21 protein-coding genes are annotated in these 20245 nt (G+C 72.6%); 4 read left to right on the top strand and 17 right to left on the bottom strand.

What is annotated here, in order from left to right:
* Window positions 1–19: 19 nt before the first annotated feature.
* The 8 genes from pheT to ABD297_RS08575 all read right to left on the bottom strand — a co-directional run bounded on the left by pheT (window position 20) and on the right by ABD297_RS08575 (window position 9093).
* On the bottom strand, window positions 20–2578 hold the full coding sequence (gene pheT, locus ABD297_RS08610; RefSeq protein ID WP_344254458.1) for a phenylalanine--tRNA ligase subunit beta: 2559 nt from the start codon (window positions 2576–2578) through the stop codon (window positions 20–22).
* Between the two features lies 1 nt (window position 2579).
* Window positions 2580–3689 (bottom strand): phenylalanine--tRNA ligase subunit alpha, encoded by a 1110-nt coding sequence (gene pheS / locus ABD297_RS08605; protein ID WP_344254457.1) that lies wholly within the window; start codon window positions 3687–3689, stop codon window positions 2580–2582.
* Between the two features lie 108 nt (window positions 3690–3797).
* Window positions 3798–4919 (bottom strand): sensor histidine kinase, encoded by a 1122-nt coding sequence (locus ABD297_RS08600; RefSeq protein ID WP_344254456.1) that lies wholly within the window; start codon window positions 4917–4919, stop codon window positions 3798–3800.
* Between the two features lie 157 nt (window positions 4920–5076).
* The gene (locus ABD297_RS08595; protein WP_344254455.1) at window positions 5077–5880 is read right to left on the bottom strand and encodes a TrmH family RNA methyltransferase; all 804 of its coding nucleotides are present in this window, start codon (window positions 5878–5880) and stop codon (window positions 5077–5079) included.
* 46 nt (window positions 5881–5926) lie between these two features.
* A complete protein-coding gene (rplT, locus tag ABD297_RS08590) occupies window positions 5927–6316 on the bottom strand; it encodes a 50S ribosomal protein L20 (protein ID WP_147063660.1) in 390 nt (129 codons plus the stop codon).
* A 96-nt stretch (window positions 6317–6412) separates the two neighbouring features.
* Window positions 6413–6607, bottom strand: coding sequence for a 50S ribosomal protein L35 (gene rpmI / locus ABD297_RS08585; RefSeq protein WP_020144695.1), 195 nt, complete (start codon window positions 6605–6607; stop codon window positions 6413–6415).
* 105 nt (window positions 6608–6712) lie between these two features.
* On the bottom strand, window positions 6713–7399 hold the full coding sequence (gene infC, locus ABD297_RS08580; protein ID WP_344254476.1) for a translation initiation factor IF-3: 687 nt from the start codon (window positions 7397–7399) through the stop codon (window positions 6713–6715).
* A gap of 281 nt (window positions 7400–7680) precedes the next feature.
* Entirely contained in the window at window positions 7681–9093 is a 1413-nt protein-coding gene (locus tag ABD297_RS08575) for an MFS transporter (protein ID WP_344254454.1), read from the bottom strand.
* Window positions 9094–9288: 195 nt separating this feature from the next.
* Between ABD297_RS08575 and ABD297_RS08570 the strand changes: the two genes are divergently transcribed.
* On the top strand, window positions 9289–11355 hold the full coding sequence (locus tag ABD297_RS08570) for an elongation factor G-like protein EF-G2 (protein ID WP_344254453.1): 2067 nt from the start codon (window positions 9289–9291) through the stop codon (window positions 11353–11355).
* 66 nt (window positions 11356–11421) lie between these two features.
* Here the strand turns inward: ABD297_RS08570 and ABD297_RS08565 are convergent, their stop codons facing one another.
* Both ABD297_RS08565 and ABD297_RS08560 read right to left on the bottom strand, forming a co-directional pair.
* Window positions 11422–12423, bottom strand: a complete 1002-nt coding sequence (locus ABD297_RS08565) for an NADP-dependent oxidoreductase (protein ID WP_344254452.1) — start codon at window positions 12421–12423, stop codon at window positions 11422–11424.
* A gap of 57 nt (window positions 12424–12480) precedes the next feature.
* Entirely contained in the window at window positions 12481–12909 is a 429-nt protein-coding gene (locus tag ABD297_RS08560; protein WP_344254451.1) for an organic hydroperoxide resistance protein, read from the bottom strand.
* A gap of 57 nt (window positions 12910–12966) precedes the next feature.
* Here ABD297_RS08560 and ABD297_RS08555 point away from each other — a divergent pair, with 57 nt between their 5' ends.
* The gene (locus ABD297_RS08555) at window positions 12967–13452 is read left to right on the top strand and encodes a MarR family winged helix-turn-helix transcriptional regulator (protein ID WP_344254450.1); all 486 of its coding nucleotides are present in this window, start codon (window positions 12967–12969) and stop codon (window positions 13450–13452) included.
* A gap of 199 nt (window positions 13453–13651) precedes the next feature.
* On the opposite strand, the gene ABD297_RS08550 is transcribed toward ABD297_RS08555, so the two are convergent.
* The 5 genes from ABD297_RS08550 to priA all read right to left on the bottom strand — a co-directional run bounded on the left by ABD297_RS08550 (window position 13652) and on the right by priA (window position 17958).
* Window positions 13652–14320: a hypothetical protein gene (locus ABD297_RS08550; RefSeq protein WP_344254449.1), complete on the bottom strand. Its 669-nt coding sequence runs from the start codon at window positions 14318–14320 to the stop codon at window positions 13652–13654.
* A 77-nt stretch (window positions 14321–14397) separates the two neighbouring features.
* The gene (locus tag ABD297_RS08545; protein ID WP_344254448.1) at window positions 14398–14829 is read right to left on the bottom strand and encodes a DUF3592 domain-containing protein; all 432 of its coding nucleotides are present in this window, start codon (window positions 14827–14829) and stop codon (window positions 14398–14400) included.
* An 89-nt stretch (window positions 14830–14918) separates the two neighbouring features.
* Window positions 14919–16391, bottom strand: a complete 1473-nt coding sequence (locus ABD297_RS08540; protein ID WP_344254447.1) for a DUF445 domain-containing protein — start codon at window positions 16389–16391, stop codon at window positions 14919–14921.
* Between the two features lie 26 nt (window positions 16392–16417).
* Window positions 16418–17209: an SseB family protein gene (locus ABD297_RS08535; RefSeq protein WP_344254446.1), complete on the bottom strand. Its 792-nt coding sequence runs from the start codon at window positions 17207–17209 to the stop codon at window positions 16418–16420.
* Complete coding sequence (gene priA / locus ABD297_RS08530; protein WP_344254445.1) at window positions 17206–17958, bottom strand: bifunctional 1-(5-phosphoribosyl)-5-((5-phosphoribosylamino)methylideneamino)imidazole-4-carboxamide isomerase/phosphoribosylanthranilate isomerase PriA; 753 nt, start codon at window positions 17956–17958, stop codon at window positions 17206–17208. The genes ABD297_RS08535 and priA overlap by 4 nt, the downstream gene beginning before the upstream one ends.
* Window positions 17959–18184: 226 nt before the next feature.
* On the opposite strand from priA, the gene ABD297_RS08525 reads away from it, so the two are divergent.
* Window positions 18185–18526, top strand: coding sequence for a homocysteine S-methyltransferase family protein (locus ABD297_RS08525; protein WP_344254444.1), 342 nt, complete (start codon window positions 18185–18187; stop codon window positions 18524–18526).
* Window positions 18418–19134, top strand: coding sequence for a homocysteine S-methyltransferase family protein (locus ABD297_RS08520; protein ID WP_486388994.1), 717 nt, complete (start codon window positions 18418–18420; stop codon window positions 19132–19134). The genes ABD297_RS08525 and ABD297_RS08520 overlap by 109 nt, the downstream gene beginning before the upstream one ends.
* A gap of 19 nt (window positions 19135–19153) precedes the next feature.
* On the opposite strand, the gene ABD297_RS08515 is transcribed toward ABD297_RS08520, so the two are convergent.
* Both ABD297_RS08515 and hisH read right to left on the bottom strand, forming a co-directional pair.
* Window positions 19154–19540 carry a hypothetical protein gene (locus ABD297_RS08515; protein WP_344254442.1) on the bottom strand — a complete coding sequence of 129 codons (387 nt, stop codon included), beginning with the start codon at window positions 19538–19540 and terminating at the stop codon, window positions 19154–19156.
* A 61-nt stretch (window positions 19541–19601) separates the two neighbouring features.
* Window positions 19602–20240: an imidazole glycerol phosphate synthase subunit HisH gene (hisH, locus tag ABD297_RS08510; protein WP_344254441.1), complete on the bottom strand. Its 639-nt coding sequence runs from the start codon at window positions 20238–20240 to the stop codon at window positions 19602–19604.
* Window positions 20241–20245: the final 5 nt, after the last annotated feature.

Here is a 20245-nt window from a genome sequence, read left to right as displayed (position 1 = left end):
TATTCGTGCATTCAGGGTCTCAGCGCTGAACGGCCCCCGTCGCCGTGGCCGCGGCCACCGCCGCCGCGTCGCGGAACCCGTTGACCTCGTCGGTCGTCAGCGTGCGGTCGGCCGCCCGGAAGGTCAGGCGGTAGGCGAGGGAACGATGCCCCGCCTCGATGCGCTCCCCCTCGTAGACGTCGAAGAGGACGACCGACTCGAGGGACTCCCCCGCGCCGGAGCGCAGGGCGGCCTCGACGTCGGCGGCGGCCACGTCGGACGCGACGAGCAGCGCGATGTCGGTCATCGCCGGCGGGAACGACGAGAACGCGCGGGCCTGGACGGGCTCGGCACTGGCGGCCACGAGCACGTCGACGTCGAACTCCGCCGCCACCGTGCGCGGCGGCAGGTCGAGGGCGGCGACGACCTTCGGGTGCAGCTCACCCGCGTGGCCGACGAGGGTGCCGTCGGCGAGCGTGACCCGCGCGCAGCGACCCGGGTGCCACGGGGCATGGCCCGGGTCGTTGGCGACGACGACCGGCACCGCGAGGGCCGCGGCCGCCGTCTGCACGGCAGCGACCATGTCGCTCCAGTCGGCGGCGCGTCCCGGACCCCACCAGCCCGCGTGCTCCGCCTGGCCCGTCGCGAGGATGCCGGCGCGGCGCGGCTGGTCGGGCACTGCGGCATACAGCCGGTCGAGCGTCTCGGCGTCAGGGCGGGAGGCCACCCCCGGGATCGGCGCGGTGCCGATGGCGCCCCCCGGTCGGAAGACGAGTCCCAGCTCGTAGACCGCGACGTCCTTGTGGCCACGGGCGACGTTGCGGCGCAACGTGTCGACGAGGCTCGCGAGGATCGACGTGCGCAGCAGCGGCCGCTCCTCGGACAGCGGGTTCGCGAGCCGGACGGCGTGCCGACGGTCGTCGTCGGCAGGCAGCATGAGCTGGTCGGCGAGCTCCTCGGAGACGAACGGGTAGCTGAGGACCTCGGTCAGGCCGGCGCCGGCGAGGGCGTCGGCGACGACCCGGCGGGCCTTCTGCTCGTGCGTCAGACCGCGGCCGTCGCTGGGGGTCGGGGTGATCGACGGGATGTTGTTGTAGCCGTCGATCCGCGCGACCTCCTCCGCGTAGTCGGGTGCGTCGACGAGGTCGGGACGCCACGAGGGGGGCGTGACGAGCACGTGCGTGTCGTCGGTGCCGTCGCCGGACTCGTCGACCCGGCAGCCGAGGTCGCGCAGGATGCCGACGACGCGCTCGCGCGGGTAGTCGACGCCCACGATGCGCGCCGGCTCGGTGACGTCGAGGAGGTATGCCGTGCGCTCCGTCGTGCGGTCGACGTCGGTCACGCCGTCGTCGACGGTGCCGCCACCGTGCTCGACGAGCAGGTCGACGGCGAGCTGCGCCGCCGCAGCCGTGACCTTGGGGTCGACCCCGCGCTCGAACCGCTTGGACGCCTCGGTGATGAGCCGGTGCCGGCGGGAGGAGCGGGCGACCGTCGTCGGGTCGAAGTGCGCCGACTCGATGAGGACGTCGGTCGTCGAGTCGGACACCTCGGAGGGCGCCCCGCCCATGACGCCGGCGATGGCGAGCGGCTGCTCGCCGCCGTCGGTGATGAGCAGGTCGTCGGGGTGCAGGGTGCGCTCGACGTCGTCGAGCGTCGTCAGCTTCTCGCCGCCGCGGGCCCGCCGCACGACGATCGAACCGGACAGCCGGTCGACGTCGAAGGCGTGCAACGGCTGGCCGAGCGCGAGCATGACGTAGTTGGTGACGTCGACGGCGAGCGAGATCGGCCGCATGCCCATCTGCGTCAGCCGCTTGCTCATCCACGCCGGCGACGGGCGCGTCGGGTCGATGCCGCGCACGATGCGGGCGACGTAGCGGTCGCAGCCGTCGTTGCCCTCGATCGGCGAGTCGTCCTTGAGCTCGACGGCGTAGCCACCGGTGTTGGCCCCCGGCGCCGCGATGTCGGCCGGGTCGCGGTAGCCGCCCTCGGGGCTGCCCTGGGCGTGCCAGTACTCGCGGGCCAGGCCCCGCACCGAGAAGCAGTAGCCGCGGTCGGGCGTCACGTTGGTCTCGACGGTCTCCTCACCGAGACCGAGCAGCGCGATGGCGTCGTCGCCCGGCTGCACCGTCGCGACCTTCTCGTCGCCCAGCAGGCGGCTGAGCACGATGATGCCCTCGTGGTCGTGACCCAGACCGATCTCGTCCTCGGCACAGATCATGCCGTTGGAGACGTGTCCGTAGGTCTTGCGCGCGGCGATGGCGAAGCCACCGGGCAGCACGGCGCCGGGCAGGACGCAGACGACGAGGTCACCGACCTCGAAGTTGTGGGCGCCGCAGACGATCTCCTGGTGCTTGCCCTCGGTCAGCATCTGGCCGTTCTGGCCGACGTCGACAGTGCACCAGCGGATCGTCTTGCCGTTCTTCTGCGGCTCGAGCTCGAAGGACAGGACCCGGCCCACGACGAGCGGACCCGTGATGTCGCCACCGTGGAGGTCCTCCTCCTCGAGGCCGACGCGCACGAGGCTGGCGGCCACGTCGGCACCCCGGGCCCCGGGCGCGAGGTCGGTGTACTCGGCGAGCCAGCTGAGCGGCATACGCATGTCAGACCCCCATCCCGAACTGCTGCGAGAAGCGGACGTCGCCCTCGACGATCTCGTGCATCCCCTGGACCCCGTGACGCAGCTGGAGCGCCCGCTCGATGCCCAGCCCGAACGCGAACCCGGAGTAGACGTCGGGATCGATGCCGCAAGTGCGCAGCACCTTGCGGTTGACCATGCCGGAGCCGCCGAGCTCGATCCAGCCCGAGCCGCCGCAGGTGCGGCACGGCTCGGCGCTCCCCCAGGTCTCCTCGCCGTGGCAGGCGAAGCAGAGGAAGTCGGTCTCCATGCTGGGCTCGGTGAACGGGAAGTAGTTGGCCCGGACGCGGGTGCGCGTCTCCTCGCCGAACATGATGCGGACGAACGCGTCGAGCGCGCCGCGCAGGTGGGCCATCGTCAGGCCCTTGTCGATGGCGAGGCACTCGATCTGGTGGAAGACCGGCGTGTGCGTCGCGTCGAGGTCGTCGGTGCGGAAGACCTTGCCCGGGGCCACGATGTAGATCGGCGGCTCCTTCTCGAGCATCGTCCGGATCTGCACCGGGGAGGTCTGCGTGCGCAGCACGAGCCCGGAGTCGACCGGGTCGAGGAAGAAGGTGTCCTGCATCTGCCGGGCCGGATGGTCCGGCCCGAGGTTGAGCGCGTCGAAGTTGAGCCACTCGCTCTCGAGCTCCGGACCCTCCGCGACCTCCCAGCCCATCCCGACGAAGGCGTCGACGAGGCGCTGCGCGACGAGCTCGATGGGGTGGCGCGCGCCGAGCTGGCGACGCAGCGCCGGGATGGTCACGTCGACCCGCTCCTCGACGAGGATGCGCTCGTCACGCTCGGCCTCGAGCTCGGCCTGGCGGGCGCTGAGCGCCTGCGCCACGCGGCCACGGGCCTGACCGACACGCTTGCCGGCCTCGGCCTTGGCGCTGGGCGGGAGCGCGCCGATCTCGCGGTTGGCGAGGGCCAGCGGGCTCTTCTCCCCCTGGTGCGCGATGCGCACGGCCTTGAGGTCGTCGAGGGAGGCGGCCGCCGCGATGGCGGTCAGCGCCTCCTGCACCGCGGCATCGACGTTCGCCGGGTCGAGCGCGGAGACCTCGACCGGGTCGTAGTTCGTGTTGGGTCCGGACATCGGCGTGCGTTCGCTGCTCTCGCTCGGGTTCTCGGTGGCTGTCGTGCGGTTGCCCAGTCTAGGGGCGCGCCCGGCGTGGCCGGCCGAGCGTCCCGCCGGGGCGGTGGCTCAGCTGCCGACGACGGCGGGGAGACCCGCCGGGAGGGCGACGACGAAGCGCGCTCCACCGGTCTCGCCGTCGGTGACGTGCACCGAGCCGCCGTGGGCCTCGACGAGCCCCCGCACGACGTAGAGGCCGAGGCCCGTGCTCGCGTTGGACGGCCCGTGCCAGAAGCGGCCGAAGATCTTCTCGCGGTCGGACGGGGGTATGCCGTCCCCCTCGTCCTCGACCTCCACGACCACCGACTTGGGTGCGTCGCCGAGAGCCCCGGCGCGGTCGAGGGTCACCGTGACCTTGCCGGCACCGTGGAGCAGGCCGTTCTCGATGAGGTTGAAGAAGATCTGCTCGAGGCGGTCGGTGTCGGCCCACATGGGAGGCAGCCCGTGCTCACGGGCCAGTCCACCGAGACGCAGCTCGACGGTGCCGGTGGAGCGCCCGAGCTCGTAGCGCACGACGTGGGTCGTCAGCAGGTCGTGCAGGTCGACCGGGCCGAGGCGGAGGTTCAGGCTGTCCGAGTCGAGCCGGGAGATGTCGAGCAGCTCGGTGATGAGCCGCGTCAGGCGGGTCGCGTCGGACTCGATCGTCTCGATCATGAGGCGCTTCTGCTCGTCGGAGAAGCGGTCCCAGCGCCGCAGCAGGCTGCTGGTGAAGCCCGTGACCGACGTCAGGGGCGCCCTCAGCTCGTGTGCGACCGTCGAGAGCACCGTGGCCTGGTCGCGCTCGGCGCGCATGCGGTCCTCGGCGTCGCGGAGGCCGAGAACGACGCGTTCGACGGTGTGGCCGCCGTCGGACCTGAGGTAGCGGGCCGTGACGAGGACGTCGTGGCCCTTCGGGGCGACGAGGAGCTTCTCGCGGTGCCCGGGGCGGCTCGCCGGACCGTTCCACGGGTCGCTGTGGGCCCACCAGTCGCGGCCGTACTTGTCGGTGAGGGGCAGGCCGTCGGAGAGCGGCCGTCCCACGAGGGCGGAGGCCTCGCAGTCGAGGATGCGCAACGCCTCGGCATTGGCGAAGTGGATGCGCCGGTCGCTCCCGACGACGACCAGCCCGTCGGGCAGCAGCTCGGCCATCTCGGCGACGGGGTCCGTCGCCGCCCCGGGCCGCAGCGCACCGGGCCCGTCGACGGAGGTCATGGCCCGAGGATAGCCACCGGTCCCCCGGTGACAGGGTGACGGGCCCTTCACGACATCCAAGACATTGTGGACATCAAGGACATCAGGGACGGCGCCGTCGTCCGCAGCCTCAGCTGTGTCCGCGCGTCCGCTCGTGCCCGCTCGAGACCGGACGCCCTCAGCGGCTGGTCCGACGCACCTCGGCCGAGGCGTAGAGGCAGATCGTCGCCGCCATGGCGAGGTTGAGCGACTCGGCGTGGCCGTGGATGGGCACGCGGACGACGTCGTCGCACTCCTGGCGCACCTCGACCGGGAGGCCCCAGGCCTCGTTGCCCATGACCCAGGCGTGGGCGCCCGACAGGTCGGCGTCGTGCAGCAGGGTGGTTCCGGCACCGTCTGCGGCGAGCAGCCGGACGCCCCGGGACCGCAGGGCCGCGAGGATCTCCGGCACGGTGGCGCCGACCGAGATCGGCAGGTGCCACAGCGAGCCGACGGTCGAGCGGACGACCTTGCTGTTGTAGATGTCGACGCTGGCGTCGCTGACGATGACGGCGTCGGCGCCGGCCGCGTCGGCCCCCCGGATGACGGTGCCGGCGTTGCCGGGGTCGCGCACGTTGGTCAGGACGCAGACGAGGGCGTCGGAGGGCAGGTCTCCAAGGACGTCGGTCAGCGGCCGGTCCACGGCGCGACAGACGGCGGCGATGCCCTGTGGCGACTCGGTGTCGCACATGGCGGCCAGCACCTCGGGGGTCACCTCGTTGACCCACAGGTCGGCGCTGCGGGCGTCCTCGACGATGTCGGCGTGACGCTGCGCGGCCTCCGGGGTCACGTAGACGTCGCGCACCAGGTCGGGGCGGAAAGCGACCGCCTCGCGGACGGCCTGGGGCCCCTCGGCGAGGAAGTCACCCGTGCGCGCACGCACCGAGCGCCGGGACAGCGCCCGCACTGCCTTGACCCGATCGGATCGGGGGTTGGTCAGCACGGGGCGTCCCGGCGCTCGAGAGGTGTGGTGCGCAGTCGGACGACGCTCAGGCGGCGTCGCCGGCCTTCGCGTCCGCCTGGGCGGGCACGTTGGCGCGGGAGAGCTCCACGAGCGTGGCGAATGCCGGCGCGTCGTTGACGGCGAGGTCCGCGAGGATCTTGCGGTCGACCTCGACACCGGCGGCCTTGAGGCCCTGCATGAACCGGTTGTAGGTCATGCCGTTGGCGCGGGCCGCAGCGTTGATGCGCTGGATCCAGAGGCGACGGAAGTCGCCCTTCTTGGCGCGACGGTCACGGTAGGCGTAACCCAGCGAGTGGGTGACCTGCTCCTTGGCCTTGCGGTACAGACGCGAGCGCTGGCCGCGGTAACCGCTGGCGCGCTCGAGAACGACCCGACGCTTCTTCTGGGCGTTGACCGCCCGCTTCACGCGTGCCACGTGAATACTCCTTCTCTGCTTGACGCAGTGCTTGCTGCTGCTGGCCTACCGGGGACCCGGCTGCTCAGCGAAGTGCTGATGGGTGGGGGTCCCGGCTCACTTGCCGAGGAGCTTCTTGGCCTTCTTGGCGTCCGGCTTGGCGAGCTCGACGTCGTTCGCGATGGAACGCATCTTCTTGCTCGACTTGTGCTCGAGCAGGTGGCGACCGCCGGCCTGCTCGCGCATGACCTTGCCGGTGCCGGTCAGGCGGAAACGCTTCTTCGCACCGCTGTGCGTCTTCATCTTCGGCATGGGGGCCGATCTCCTTCGTGTTGCGTGCGTCAGTGGACGCACGTGGTGTGTCGGGCCGGTTGCTCGAGACTGGGCTCGCGCCTCCGGCTGGTCACCGCCGGCCGATCACTCGGCGGCGGCGGTGGCCTGGTCGGTCTGTGGGGCCTGGGCCGCCGGCTGCTCGTCGGCCGGGGCCGGCGTGGCGTCCGTCGTCGTGGCGTCCGTCGTCTCCGTGGTCCCAGGCTCGGCGGGGCGCTGGTCGTGCTGCTCGCGGGAGCGACGCTGCTCGGCCTTGGCCTCGGCCTTCTTCTTGGTCGGGCCGATCACCATGATCATGTTGCGGCCGTCCTGCTTCGGGGCCGACTCGACGAAGCCGAGCTCGGCGATGTCCTCGGCGAGGCGCTCGAGCAGACGGCGCCCGAGCTCGGGCCGCGACTGCTCGCGGCCTCGGAACATGATCGTCACCTTGACCTTGTCGCCCGCCTTGAGGAACCGCTCGACGTGGCCCTTCTTGGTGCCGTAGTCGTGCGGGTCGATCTTCGGGCGGAGCTTGATCTCCTTGATGACGGTGTTGACCTGGTTCTTGCGCGCTTCCCGTGCCTTCATGGCGGCTTCGTACTTGAACTTGCCGAAGTCCATGAGCTTGGCGACCGGCGGCTTGGCCATGGGGGCCACCTCGACGAGGTCGAGGTTCGCCTCCTCGGCCAGACGCAGCGCGTCCTCGACGCGGACGATGCCGACCTGCTCGCCGTTGGGGCCAACCAAGCGCACTTCCGGGACCCGGATGCGCTCGTTGATGCGAGGCTCGCTGATGTGGTGCTCCTAAGTTTCGAGAAATGGTGTGACCAGACGGGAGGTTCCTGTCCTGCTGCGACCACAACGAGAAAAGGGCTCCCCGTGTGTGCACGGGAAGCCCAAGGGTCGCGCATGCCGGACGGTCGCCGTCTCGTCACACGGCTCGGCAGGCGTGCCGCGGGCGGCAACCGGTCGAGCAGACCTTGACCCGGCAACCGTGAGGTCGACGCGGGTGGAAGCGAGCTTCTCTTGCACGTCGTCACCGGCCTCCGCCGGAGCGGGAGCATGGTGACGGCTGGTCAGTGATCGATGTTAGCAGCCGGGAGCCCGTGCTCCGAATCGGCGCCATCGGTGACAGCAGGAGAGGCCGGAGGGGCCGGGGCTGTCGGCTGCGCCGGTTGGGCATCAGGACCAGCTGAAGCGCGCGCCCGACGGCCGGCCCTGGAGCCCAGCAGGCCCGCCACCGCGATGAGGACACCGAGGGCGGACACCACCAGGAAGCCGTACGGCCAGCCGCCCCGGTCGATCGCGAAGCCCGCGACGGGCGCCCCCACGGCCGAGCCGGCAGTCATCGCCGAGCCGTGCCAGCCCATCATCTCTCCGCGGAAGCGCTCGGGGACCTGGCGGCTCAGCTGCTCGACGGTGGCGGTGATCGTCGGGGCGCAGAGGAGGCCGGAGACGGTGATGAGCACGGCGAAGCTGGGCACGCCGACCGCGAGGGCCACGGGAGCCGTGGTGGCGGCGAGGCCGAGGAGCAGCCAGAAGACCGAGAAGGAGCGGTGCCACGCGCCGTAGACCAGCCCCCCGACGAGGGAACCCGCACCCCAGAGCGCGAGGACCCAGCCGATCGAGCCGGTGGCCCCGAAGAAGCGCAGCGCAGCGACGATCGAGACGTCGGTCCCGCTGAGCACGAGCGTCGAGCAGGCAGCGGCGAGGTAGACGGCGGCCACGGGCAGGGTGATGAACCCTCGCACCGCGCGCCCGGGCGGGGTGTCGTCGGCCAGCGCGGCGCCCGAGGCGATGGCCTCCGCGCGCCCGGCCTCGCCCACCTCGTCGAGCGCGACGCGCTCCCCCGTCGGCACGCTGGTCGTGTCGTCCGACCGGTCGGCGGTGGGCGCGGCGCCGTCGTCGTCCGAGGTGAGCCGTGGGTTGACGAGCCACAGGACGAACCCCGCTGCGACCGAGGTGAGCTCGCACACGAGCAGTGCCCAGCCGGTGTCCCACGAGGTGGCCAGCCAGACGCCGATGGCGGGGCCCGCCATGAACGACAGCTCGGTCGCCGACGAGTCGAGCGAGAGGGCCGTGCGCCGCTGCCCGACCGGCACCGAGCGGATGATGACCTGACGCAGGATCGAGAAGGTCGGCACGACGAAGAGCCCGGCAAGAGCCGCGAACCCGATGAGCGGCGCGTAGCCGACCCACGGCGCGATCGACCAGCAGACCACCTGCACGACGAGCGACGGCCCGACGGTGCGGCGCAGACCGATCCGGTCGAGCAGCCGCCCGCGCCACGGCCCCGACACGGCGACGGCGACCGTCGACGCCGCGGTGACGAGCCCGGCCTCGCCGTAGCTGCGGCCGAGGGAGGACACGACGTGGAGGGTGAGGATGACGGCGCCCGCCCACATCGGGACGCGGATGAGGAAGCCGAGCAGCAGGGCCGACCGCGTGTCGCGGTTGGCCAGCACCGGCCGGTAGGCCCCCAGATCCATGGCACGAAGCCTGCCACCTCCCACCGACGGCACGCACCCGGGTTCCCGGCACCGGTGCGGCCACACACCCCGTGGTCGCCACCCACCCCGTGGTCGCCACCCGCCCACGTCCTCACCGCGCCCGTGCCCGCCAGGTGGCACGCGGCATACGCCAGAGGTCTTGTGACGACCGTGGGACAGGAGAAGGGTGGGGGCATGGCAAAGACGCCCGGCAGATCAGACCTTCCTGCGGCCCCCAACCCCGCCTCGCCGCAGGACATCCGCAACGTCGTGCTGGTCGGACCCGGCGGGGCCGGCAAGACCGCACTCTTCGAGGCGCTCGTCGCAGCGCGGGTCCCCGGTCAGCGCACCGGCGCCGGCGACCACGTGCGCACGACGACCCTGACGGCGGCCTCCTTCTCCTCCGGCTCGGTCACCCTCAACCTGCTCGACACCCCCGGCTACCCCGACTTCGTCGGTGACCTGCGAGCCGGCCTGCGCGCCGCCGACGCCGCGGTCTTCGTCGTGTCCGGCGCCGACGACATCGACCGCCCGGTGTCGCTGCTGTGGCGCGAGTGCGCTGCCGTCGGCATGCCGAGGGCCGTCGTCGTGACGCACCTGGACCAGCCCCGCGCCGACTTCGCGGCGACCGTCGAGACGTGCCGCCGCACCTTCGGGGACGCGCGCGCCACGCACTGGCCCGTCGTCCACGACGGGTCGGTCACGGGGGTCGTCGGACTGCTCACCGGCGAGACGTCCGAGGAGCACGAGGACGCCCGGGCGGCCCTCATCGAGTCCGTCATCGAGGAGTCCGAGGACGCGACGCTGCTCGACCGCTACCTCGAGGGTGAGCAGATCGACACCGAGGCCCTGCTCGCCGACCTGCGCGCCGCCATCGCCCAGGGCACCTTCTTCCCCATCGTCCCCGTCTCGCCGCTCTCCGGTGCCGGGGTGGAGGAGCTGCTCGGGATGGTCGAGCGGGCATTCCCCGACCCGACCGTCCACCCGCTCCCCAGCGTCACCACCCCCGCGGGCGGTGCGATCAACGGCGTCGCGTGCGACCCGTCCCAGCCTCTCGTCGCCGAGGTGGTGCGCACGACGACCGACCCCTACGTCGGCCGCCTGTCGCTCGTGCGCGTCTTCTCCGGCACCTTGCGCGTCGACGAGCCCGTGCACGTGTCGGGGCACCTCGGCGACTTCGTCGGGCACGAGGTCGCCGGCCACCCCGCCCACGACGACGACGAGCGGGTCGGGCCGCTCGCCTCACCGTTCGTCGACACGCACCGGCCGCGCGGCACGGCCATCGCCGGTGACCTCGCGCTCGTGACCAAACTGACCCGGGCCGAGACGTCGGACACGCTCTCCTCGCCGGACCGGCCGGCGGTGGTCGCGCCATGGCTGCTGCCCGAGCCCCAGCTGCCCGTCGCCATCCGGGCGGCGACGAAGTCCGACGACGACAAGCTCGGGGGCGCCCTGCAGCGCCTCGTCGCGGAGGACGTGACGATGCGGATGGAGCACTCGACCGAGACGGACCAGGTCGTCCTGTGGACGATGGGCCAGGCCCACGTCGACGACCTCATCGGTCAGCTGGCCGACCGCTACGGCGTCACGGTGACGGCCGAGCCCTACCGCACGTCGCTGCGCGAGACCTTCGTGCGCCGGTGCTCGGTGCAGGGTCGGCACGTCAAGCAGTCCGGCGGCCACGGGCAGTACGCCGTGTGCTCGATCGACATCGAGCCGCTCCCCCGCGGCTCGGGCTTCGAGTTCGTCGACAAGGTCGTCGGCGGTGCTGTGCCGCGCCAGTTCATCCCGTCGGTCGAGAAGGGGGCCCGCCTCCAGCTGGAGAAGGGCCTGCTCACCGGTCACCCTGTCGTCGACGTCCGGGTCACCCTGACGGACGGCAAGGCGCACTCGGTGGACTCCTCCGACGTCGCCTTCCAGACCGCGGCGGCCCTCGCGCTCAAGGAGGCGGCCAACGCCTCGACCATGGCGCTGCTCGAGCCGATCGACCGGGTCGACATCACCATCGCCGACGAGTACCTCGGCGCCGTGATGTCCGACCTGCGCGGGCGGCGCGGGCAGGTGCTCGGCACGGAGCCGGCCGACGGGATGGGGCCGGAGGGCGGCTGGACGGTCGTGCACGCCGAGGTGCCCTCGGCGGAGCTGTCCCGCTACCCGATCGACCTCCGGTCGGTGTCGCACGGCACCGGCTCGTTCGTGCGCGAACCCCTGCGTCACGACCTGCTGCCCGCCGACAAGGCCAAGGAGCTGCTCGGCAGCTGACGGACCGGCATGCCGGAGGGGGCGGGTGCCCGTGGCACCCGCCCCCTCCGTGCGGTCCTCGTCGCGTCAGAGGCGCACGAGCATCTTGCCGACGTTCTCGCCGCGCAGGACGCCGAGGAAGGCGTCGACCGCGTGGTCGATCCCGTCGTTGAAGGTCTCACGGGAGGTCAGGGTCCCGTCGGCGATCCAGCCCGCGGCGCGCTGGGCGTACTCGCCGGCGAGGTCCCAGTGGTCCCCTACGAGGAAGCCGGTGATCGTGCCGCGCGTCTGGATCAGACGCGCGAGGTTGCGCGGGCCGGGGGCGGCCTCGGTGTTGTTGTAGACCGAGATCGCGCCGCAGATCGCGATGCGCCCGCCGAGGCGGAGCGACCCCACCGCGGCCTCGAGGTGGTCGCCGCCGACGTTGTCGAAGTAGACGTCGATGCCCTCGGGCGCCGCCTCGCGGAGCAGGTCGGACACGCGACCGTCCTTGTAGTTGAAGGCGGCGTCGAAGCCGAGGTCGTCGATGAGGTGACGGACCTTCTCGTCGGAGCCGGCGCTGCCGATGACGCGGCTGGCTCCGAGCGCCTTGGCCACCTGGCCGACGACGCTGCCGACGGCGCCCGCGGCGCCCGAGACGAAGACGACGTCGCCCTCCTTGAGCCCGGCGACGCGGGTCAGGCCTGCGTATGCCGTCAGGCCGGTCATGCCCAGCACGCCGAGGTAGGCCGAGGCCGGGGCCACTGCCGTGTCGACGACACGCACGGCGGAACCGTCCACGACGGCCTCCTCGCGCCAGCCGAGACCGTGGAGCACGTGGTCGCCGACGGCTACGCCCTCGGCACGGGACTCGGTGACGACACCGACGGCGCCACCGTGCATGGCCTCACCGAGCGCGTACGGCTCGGCGTAGGACTTGGCGTCGCTCATGCGGCCGCGCATGTAGGGGTCGACCGACATGACCTCGTTGCGGACACGGACCTGGCCGTCGGCGAGGTCGACGTGCGCGCTCTCGACGAGGGCGAAGTCGTCATGGGTGGGCCAGCCGACGGGACGGCTCTTGAGCTGGACCTCACGGGGGTTGGTCATCGGGTCTCCTTGGGTGTCAGGGGATTTCAGTTGGGGTGGGCGCGGGCGGTGCGCCAGTCAGTCGACGACGATCTCGACCGGGATGTTGCCGCGCGTCGCGTTGGAGTAGGGGCACACCTGGTGTGCGGTGTCGACGAGCTCGCGGCCGAGCTGCGGGTCGATGCCCTCGGGCAGCTCGACGTGGAGCACGACCCCGAGGCCGAAGCCGGTGCTCGAGGACCCGGAGAGGCTGACGTCGGCGGTCACCGCGACGTCGAAGTCCTCGACCCGGCGCCCCCGGGCGACGAGCCCGAGAGCGCTGGCGAAGCACGCGGCATACCCGGCGGCGAAGAGCTGCTCCGGGTTGGTGCCCTCGCCGCTGCCACCGAGCTCACGCGGGGCGGCGAGCGTGACGTCGAGGCGGCCGTCGGAGGTGACGGCGCGTCCCTCGCGGCCGGAGGCGGTGGCCGAGGCGACGTACTGGGCGGTCTGGGTTGCGGTGCTCATCAGGCTCCTTCATTGCTGGCAATTAAGTTGTGCGCAATTTGATAGTACGCTTGAGTCATGAGCCCGTCCAATCCGTCCGCCACAGCACCCGCGTCGCCGCAGTCCCCGACCCCGAACGCCCTCAGCCTCGAACGGCAGATCTGCTACGCCATGCACACGACCGTGAGGGCCTTCGACGCCGTCTACCGCGACCTGCTCTCGGAGCACGCGCTCTCGTACCCGCAGTACATCGCCCTGATGACCGTCGGGGAGCACGGCCCGCTGACCGTCGGGCAGCTCGGCGAGCTGATGCACCTCGACTCCGGGACGCTCTCCCCCCTGCTCAAGCGCATGGAGTCCGCCGGTCTCGTCGGACGGACCCGCGACCCCGAGGACGAGCGGCGGGTGCAGGTGTCGCTCACCGGTGTCGGGCGCGAGCGCCTCGACGGGCTCGGCGACGTGCCGAAGCGCATCGCCGAGCGCAGCGGGCTGTCCCGGGAGGCGATGCTCGACCTGCACCGCACCCTGCGCGAGATCACCGACAACCTCGGCGCCCTCGCCTGAGGTCGATCAGGGTCGGGAGCATCACGCGCGCCGCGGTGCACGCGGCGGCGTCACCTGTCGCGGCCCGTCACGACTCGGTCGTCACGACTCGGTCCGGCGTCGCCCTCGTCTCCGGCGAGACCGAGCCGTCCCTCGTGGTGCTGAGCTGACGGGCGCACACGTCGATGACGGCACACGGCCCCGTGGGTGTCCTGGGCGGCTAGTCGATCGGGTTCACGTGGACGATGACGACCTGGGTGGCCTTCGTCCCGTCGTAGCGCACGTCGTAGTTCACCGACACGCCGGTGGACGTGCCCGACGTGATGGAGAAGCTGCTGCGGGACTTCGGGCGGAGCTCGGTGGACTCGATCCAGCGCTCGGCCGACGCACGATCGATGCCATAGCGGTCGACGCCGTCGCGGATCACCCGGGCGAGCTCGTCCAGTGAGGTCGCCGTCAGGAAGTAGGTGACCTCCCGGAAGTCGGTCCGACCGGAGGTGGTGTCGAAGCGGACGTAGCCGGTGTCGTCGCCGATCTCACCCGACGGCGTTGAGATCGTCAGGCGAAGCGTGCCGGAGCGCCGCGTGTCGATGTCGGGCCCGAGGCCCACGGCGGGGTCGAGGCCGACGGAGGTCTTCTCCAACCTCCCCGAGCGCATGTCGAGCCGGATCGTGCGGCTCGCCCTGATCTGCGCCACTCCGGCCTCGTCGAGCAAGGAGTACGCCCCCGGAGCCGACGAGCGGGGTGCCGGCTCGGGCCGTCCGGACTGAGACGTGCAGCCGGTGAGGACCAGGGCGCACGCGAGCACCGCCATGGCCGCACGGGTGAGGACGCTGGGCGCGCTCGGCACCCTGCGCGTCCGGATGGCCGGGACGGCGACAGGCTTCATGCGGCGGCTCCGAAGGATGGGTGCGAGAAGGACGGGGTCCGGCAGGCCGACCGTCGGCCGACCTCCCTGCGGGCCGATCACGGCAGCGGGAAGTGGGCGACGAACCAGAGGAGCGCGGCCGAGAAGACGACGAAGAACGGGATGAGGCAGCCGATCGCCGTGCGCTCCTGCGAGGAGACGACGAAGGACTCCGCCGGGTTCCGCGGGTCGTAGGCCACCTCGAGGACGTCCCCGGGCTCCGGTGCGTTCACGTCCGAGACCTGCGACTCACCGGTGCACGTCGTGCCGCTCGGGTCGGTGAACCGGTAGGTGGGCCAGAAGCGACGGTTGCGCGTCGTGCTGCCGACGCCACTCGTCCACCCCGCCCGTGAGCCGGTCACGACCGCTGTCGTCCGCGGCCAGCCTGCCGTGCGCTGCTCGTGACGCCGGCGCTGCCGGACGACCCGCACCAGCGAGAAGGCGGCTGCGAGCACGAAGAGCACCCACACGGCATACAGAACAGCTCTCACAAGACTCCCCCATGGTCCGAGACGAGCAGTATGTCAGCCGGTGTCCGTCCTCCCACCCGCAGGTCGGGGACGCGGGTCGGGGACCGGTCTCAGGACGGCAGCAGGATCGAGACGGCGTGGATGAGCATGCCGATGAGGCCGCCGACGAGCGTGCCGTTGATGCGGATGAACTGCAGGTCGCGGCCGACCTGGAGCTCGACCCGCTCGGCCGTCTCCTTGCCGTCCCAGCGGTCGACGGTGTCGCTGATGATCCGCGTCAGCTCGGTGCCGTAGCGGTCGATCGCGTAGATCGTCGCGTCGCAGATGCGGGCGTCGATGCGGTCGCGCAGCGCGGCGTCGGCGAGGAGGCGCTCGGCGAGCGCCGTCACCTCCTTGACCGCGCGGACCCGGACGGGGCCCTCCTCGTCCTCGAGGGCCGCGACGACGACGGCACGCAGCGAGCCCCACAACGACATGGCGGTGTCGGCCACCTGCGGGTGCGAGAGCACGCGTTCCTTGAGCCGCTCGGCCTTGGCCTGCGTGACCGGGTCGTGCTGGAGGTCGTCGGCGAGGTCGATGAGCAGCTTGTCGAGCGCGAGCCGCACGTCGTGCTTGGGGTCGTTGCGGATGTCGGCGAGCCACTTGAGGGCCTCGACGTGGATCTTGCGGGCCACGAGGTCGTTGACCGCGGTGGGGACCCAGGCCGGTGCGCGCTGGGTGATGAGCGACTCGAAGAGGTCCTCGTTGTCGACGAGCCACACTCGCATCTCGTCGAGTGCCAGGTCGACGAGGCCGACGTGGGCGTCGTCGCGCACCACCTGGTCGAGCAGCCCCCCGGCGAGGGAGCTGACCGGCTCCTGGGCGAGGCGCGGCAGGACAGCCTGCTCGATGACCGCCCGCACGTCATCGTCGGGGATGCGGTGCAGCGCGTGCACGGTGACCGTGGCGACCTCGTCCACGAGACGCTTGGCATGCCCCGGCGTCAGCGCCCACTCGGCGGCTCGGCGCGTGGGCTCGGCGTCGAGGACCCGCTCGCGGATGATGTCCTCGCGCATGAAGTTCTCGCTGACGAACTCCTCGAGGCTTCGGCCGATCATCTCCTTCTTGCGCGGGATGAGGGCCGTGTGTGGGATCGGCAGGCCCAACGGGTGCCGGAAGATCGCCGTCACGGCGAACCAGTCGGCGCACGCGCCGACCATGGAGGCCTCGGCGCCGGCGTTGACGAAGCCGAGCACACCGTCGTCGTGCCCGCGGGTGAGGACGTAGACGACGGCCGCCAGCACGAGCAGGCCTGTGGCCACGAGCCGCATCCGGCGCAGGTCGCGACGACGCTGCGCATCCAGGGCGGGGTCGACCATGAACCCGAGCGGACCACCGCCACCGGCACCGCCGGCACCGCTCGCGCCACGCGAGCCGCCGGAACCACGTGAACCGCCGGATCCGCTCGCGCCGCTCGAGCCACTCGAGCCGCTGCGGTGTCCGTCCCCGGTCGGGACCGCTCCCGGTGCAGCGCCGATGGCGCCGGCCGTCGTCGGGTCGTCCCCGAGATCGGGCTCCCGGGTCGCCTGGGGTGTGGTGTCCACGTCCGGCACCTCCGCTGGTGGTGTGCTCAGCGCGCCGCTTCGAGCGCGAAGGTCAGAGCATCGATCCTCGCACGGGTCTCGCCGTCGGTCGCGATGCGCTCGCCGATCCGGGTGGCGACGGCTCCGACCTGGTCGGCGTCGAGACCGGGCTCGAGCGCGAGCACGACCCGCAGGACGCCGGCTCCGGCGGGCTCACCGGCCTCCACGCGGTGCGTCGAGACCTGCGGCTCGGCCTCCACGGCAGCACGGACCGCCGCCTGCACATGGGCGTCGCGGTGGCTCGGCTCCCAGGCCCGCTCCTGCGCGAGGGCCCACAGCATGCTCGGCCGCAGCACGGTGGCGTGCGGTGAGGCGACGTCGACGACGAGCACCTGGCACTCCTCGCTGATCGCGGCCTGCGCGGCCGCGGCCGCCCGCACGGGCACCGGGCGGGCGCTCGAGTCCCACGCGGCCAGGCTCTCGAGGGAGGTGAACATCGGCAGGGCGCGTGAGCCGTCGGGCGCGGTCAGCGTCACGGCGGCCATGTCGCTCCGGGTGTCGACGGCGTGGGGGCCGGACTCGTCGACCTCCGCGGCCACGGCGACCACGGGCACGAGCCACCGGGCGCCGGCGACGAGCTGCAGCAGGGACACCTCCGTGTCGTCCCCCGGCGCCTCCTGGGCCGCGGCGAGGGCCATTAACAGGTTTGCGTCGGCCCCCCCCTCGTCGCCCGAGAAGCCGTGGGACGGGATCGACTTGCCCTCCCATGCCTGGCCGGCGGAGTCCGCCGGCCGGCCGTGCTCGTCCTGGTGGCCCCCAGTCGGCGTCGGGGCGGTCATGCGCCGGGTCGCCCGGCGACGTCGAGCGCCTCGGGAAGGGTGAAGGCGCCGCGATAGAGCGCGGACCCGACGATGGCGCCCTCGACACCCTCACCGACGAGCTCGCGGATCGTGGCGATGTCCTGCAGCGTCGAGACGCCGCCGCTCGCCACGACGGGCCGGTCGGTGCGCGCACAGACCTCGCGCAGCAGCTCGACGTTGGCGCCCTGGAGCATGCCGTCCTTGTTGACGTCGGTGACGACGTAGCGGGCGCAGCCCTCGGCGTCGAGGCGCGCCAGCGTCTCCCACAGGTCACCGCCCTCGCGGGTCCAGCCCCGGGCGGCGAGGGTCGTGCCGCGCACGTCCAGGCCGATGGCGACGCGGTCCCCGTGGGCGGCGATGATCGAGGCCGTCCACTCCGGGTCCTCGAGGGCGGCCGTGCCGATGTTGACCCGGCGACAGCCCGTCGCCAGAGCGGCCTCGAGGGACTCGGAGTCTCGGATGCCGCCGGAGAGCTCGACCTGCAGGTCGAGGCGCCCGACGATCGAGGCGATCAGCTCGCGGTTGCTCCCACGACCGAACGCGGCGTCGAGGTCGACCAGATGGATCCACTCGGCGCCCTGCTCCTGCCAGCGCAGCGCGGCCTCCCACGGGTCGCCGAACTCGCCGCCGCTGCCGGCGACGCCCTGCACGAGCTGGACGGCGCGGCCACCAGCGATGTCGACGGCGGGCAGCAGCTCGAGGCGGGGCTGGTCGGTGGGCGTGGTCATCGAGTCCGGGCTCCTCGGTGGTCGGTGTGGACATCCGAGTATGCCGTGGGCACGGGGTCAGCCGGTCCATCGGGCCACGTCCTGGGCGGCACGCACCCAGACCCGCTCCGGACGTAACCGGCCGCAGCTCGGGGAGGCCGCCGGGATTCGCGCCTTCAGCCGTATCGGGCCGGCGGCGCTGCTACACCGGGAGGTGTCAGACGACCGCCGACCCCGGAGACCGACGATGGACGCACTGCCGCAGCTGTCCGGCCGCCAGATGGTGACGGACGGCGGCCTCGAGACCGAGCTGATCTTCCGGCACCGAGTCGACCTGCCCGAGTTCGCCGCCTATCCCCTGCTGGGCGACGACGCGGGGCGTCGACTGCTCACCGACTACTACGACGCCTTCGCGGCCATCGCCGCGCGGGCCGGCGCCGGCCTGCTCCTCGAGGCGCCGACCTGGCGGGCCAACCCCGACTGGGGCGCCCGCCTCGGCCACTCCCTGCCGACCTGGTCCGCGCCGACGCCCTGGCCGTCGACCTGCTGTGCGCGCTCCGGGGCAGGTATGCCGCCGAGCTCGGTCTGACCGATGTGGTCGTGAGCGGCACGGTCGGTCCTCGGGGCGACGGCTACGACAGCGCCGGCGCGCCGAGTGCCGACGAGGCCGCGGACTACCACGCTCCCCAGGTGGCCGCCTTCGCCGCTGCGGGTGCCGACCTCGTCGGGGCCTACACGCTGACCACCACGGGCGAGGCCGTCGGGATCGTGCGCGCGTGCCGGGCCCACGGGCTCCCGGCGGCGATCTCGTTCACCGTGGAGGTCGACGGCCGCCTCCCGGACGGGACGACGCTGGCCGACGCCGTCGGCGAGGTCGATCGGCACGGGGCGCCGGACTACTTCCTCGTCAACTGTGCCCACCCCGAGCACGTGATGGCCGCGCTCCCGGCGTCCGCCGACGGGGACGAGGACGGGGACGGGGCCGACTGGCGCACCAGGCTGCTCGGCGTGCGCTACAACGCGTCGACGCGCAGTCATGGCGAGCTGGACGAGGCCGAGGACCTCGACGCCGGCGACCTCGACCGGATCGCGGCGGGTCACGCGACGGTCGCGCCCCTGCTGCCGGACCTGGCGGTGGTCGGCGGCTGCTGCGGCACGGGCGCGGCCCACGTGGCGCGCCTCTGGGGCGTCGGCTGACCCGACGCGGGTCCGCCCCTCAGCCCCGGGCGGGTGGCGGCGTCGCGTCCCCCGGCGCGTCGGGCGCCGGTGTCGATGTCGGGCCCGGCGCACCCTGCGCGGCGGCTGCCGCGATCTCGGCCCGGTGCCTCCACAGGACGTAGGCCAGACCGACGACGAGGACGACGACGATGAGCGCGATGCGCACGGGCCAGGACAGGTCGAGCAGGGTCGTCACGACGAGCGTGCCGAGGGCCGTGCCGACGGTGGTCGGCAGCCCGGGCCGGCTGGCCCGTCGACGCGGGTAGAGCGAACCGGACGACGTGCGCCGCCGGGTGCCGGCCGTGGTCGTGCGGCTCGCGCTGCTGCGGGCCCGGGTCGTCGTGCCCTTCGTGCTCCGGCTGCTCGCCGACTTCCTCGTCGCCACGGTCCCCTCCTCGTCGGTGCCGGCCCCGGTCCGCCCGTCGGGGCGGTGGGGCACGGCACGGTCACAGGCTGCGGACCCAGTTCTCGAGCAGGTGCAGCCCGGCGTCGCCGGACTTCTCGGGGTGGAACTGCGTCGCGCTCAGAGGGCCATTCTCGACGGCGGCGACGAACTTCGCACCGTGACGCGCCCACGTGACACGGGGGGCGACGCGGACGAACGCTCCGGTGGCCTCGAGCGTCCAGGCCTGCACGGCATACGAGTGGACGAAGTAGAAGCGCTCGTGCTCGACACCGGCGAAGAGGCTCGACCCGTCCGGGACCTCGACCTCCGACCACCCCATGTGGGGCACGATGTCGGCCGGCAGCCGCTCGACGGTGCCGGGCCACTCCGCGAGCCCGTCGAGGGGGTGCTCGGACGGCTCGGTCGAGCCGTCGAAGAGCACCTGCATGCCGACGCACACGCCGAGCACCGCCCGTCCGCCACTGATGCGACGGCCGATGATGCGCGGCCCGTGCGCTGCGGCGAGCCCGGCCATGCAGGCGTGGAAGTTGCCGACCCCGGGCACGAAGAGGCCGTCGCACTCGAGGGCGCGGTGCGGGTCGTCCGTGAGGGTGACCGTCGCGCCGACGCGTTCGAGGGCGCGCACGGCCGACCGGACGTTGCCGCTGCCGTAGTCGAGGACGACGACGTCGGCGGTCATCGACG

Origin of the sequence: Terrabacter carboxydivorans, from assembly GCF_039532035.1 — a bacterium.
Taxonomy (GTDB): Bacteria; Actinomycetota; Actinomycetes; order Actinomycetales; family Dermatophilaceae; genus Terrabacter; species Terrabacter carboxydivorans.
This window is presented reverse-complemented; position numbering and strand designations above follow the sequence as displayed.